Origin of the sequence: Streptomyces anandii JCM 4720 (assembly GCF_014650655.1) — a bacterium.
In the GTDB taxonomy this organism is placed as follows: Bacteria; Actinomycetota; Actinomycetes; order Streptomycetales; family Streptomycetaceae; genus Streptomyces; species Streptomyces anandii.
The window spans coordinates 117,097-118,820 of sequence record NZ_BMVJ01000017.1; the positions used below are offsets into that span (position 1 = coordinate 117,097).

1 protein-coding gene and 1 pseudogene are annotated in these 1,724 nt (G+C 74.5%); both read right to left on the bottom strand.

Annotated elements, in window-relative coordinates; all coding sequences use genetic code 11:
- On the bottom strand, positions 1–772 hold a 772-nt coding region (locus tag IE249_RS38550), incomplete at its 3' end, for an alkaline phosphatase PhoX (protein WP_229859323.1).
- A gap of 159 nt (positions 773–931) precedes the next feature.
- Positions 932–1,724, bottom strand: a pseudogene (locus IE249_RS38555) (hypothetical protein); the annotation flags it as partial.

Here is a 1,724-nt window from a genome sequence, read left to right on the forward strand (position 1 = left end):
TCCAGCGGTAGAGCAGGCCGTTGGGGCCGGAGGCGTCCTCGGTGAGGTAGGCGTGGCCGCGCCGGGGGTCGATGACGACCGCCTCGTGGGCGTAGCGGCCGAAGGCCTTGACGGGCTGGGGGTTCCGGTTGGCGCGGCGGTCCTCGGGGTCGACCTCGAAGACGTACCCGTGGTCCTTGGTCATGCCGTTCTGGCCGGCCTTGTCCTCGGTCTCCTCGCAGGTCAGCCAGGTGCCCCAAGGGGTGCTGCCGCCCGCGCAGTTGGTGGAGGTGCCGGCGATGCCGACCCACTCGGCGACGTGGTCGCGCCGCACCTCGACGACCGTGCAGCCCCCGGAGGCGGCGGGGTCGTAGACAAGGCCCTCGGTGAGCGGGACGGGGTACTTCCAGTCGGCGCGGGGGCCCTTCAGCTCGTGGTTGTTGACGAGGAGGGTGGCGCCGCGCGGGCCGTCGAAGGCGGCCGTGCCGTCGTGGTTGGACGGGGTGAACTCGCCGGACTCCAGCCGGGTCCGCCCGCTGTGGGTGATGATCCGGTACGAGAAGCCGGCCGGCAGGGCGAGGACGCCCTCCGGGTCGGGCAGCAGCGGACCGTAGCCGGCTCCGTGGCGGGCGTCCGCCGCGTTCCCCGCCTCCCCGGCCGCGGTCTCGACGTCCGTGTCCGTGGACGCGAGGGCGTTCGGCGCGGTGGCGAGCGCGCCGACGCTGCCGGCCAGGGCCACTCCGGCGCCGGTGAGCGCGGACTGTCTGGCGAAGTCCCTGCGGGTGAGCGACATGGTGTCTCCTGAGACGGTGGGCTGCCGTGGAGGGTGGCGGACCTCGATCGCCGAAACCGTCCCGCCCGCGCCTGAACGGGGATTGAACAGGGGACGACTTCACCGGGTGCTCTTCCATGAATCCGTATGGGCGGCCCCATGCCCCGGGAAAGTGGGTCCTCAACGCCCCCGGTTGGAGCGGGCCTTGAAGGCCGCCTTGCGGGCCTCCTTGGCGGTTCCGCGGTCCGGATGGAGGCGGCCCATCGCCTCCAGCACGTCCGCGGTCTGCGGGTGGTCCACCCGCCAGGCCGCGGCGAAGAAGCCGCTGTGCTGGTCCGCGAGGCCCTTGACCAGGGCGTGCAACTCCTCGGAGTCGCCCTCGGCGGCGAGTTGCGCGGCCACCGTGTCGATGGTCAGCCAGAACACCATGTCCTGGCTGGGCGCGGGCACATCGGCGTGGCCCCGCTCGGTGAGCCAGACCCGGGCCAGCCCGCCGAGTTCGGGGTCGTCGAGCACCTCGCGCAGGGCCGGTTCGGCCTCGCCGCCGACCAGGGACAGCGCCTGCTGGCAGCGCAGCCGCCGCAACGGAGCCCCGGCGTCGGCGCCGCGCGCGGCGGAGAGCAACTCCCGTGCGGCGGCGAGCGGTTCGCGGCGCGCGAGCCACTGCTCGGTCTCGGCGTGCGAGGCGGCGGGCGGGAACGCGGCCGTGCCGTCGAGCAGCGCGTCGGCGCCCTTGTCGGCGAGTTCGCCGACCGCGGGCGCCTCGAACCCCGCCTCCAGCAGCCGCGCCCGCAGCCCGAACAGGCCCAGCGGCGTGAGCCGCACCATGCCGTAGCGGCTGACGTCCACGTCGTCCACCGGCGCGGCGGGCCCGTCCGCCTCCTCGGCGTCCGCGAGCAGCGCCTCGTCCACGGGCCGGTACTCGACCAGCCCCACGGGCTCCAGCAGGCGGAACTGGTCGTCCAGGCGCATC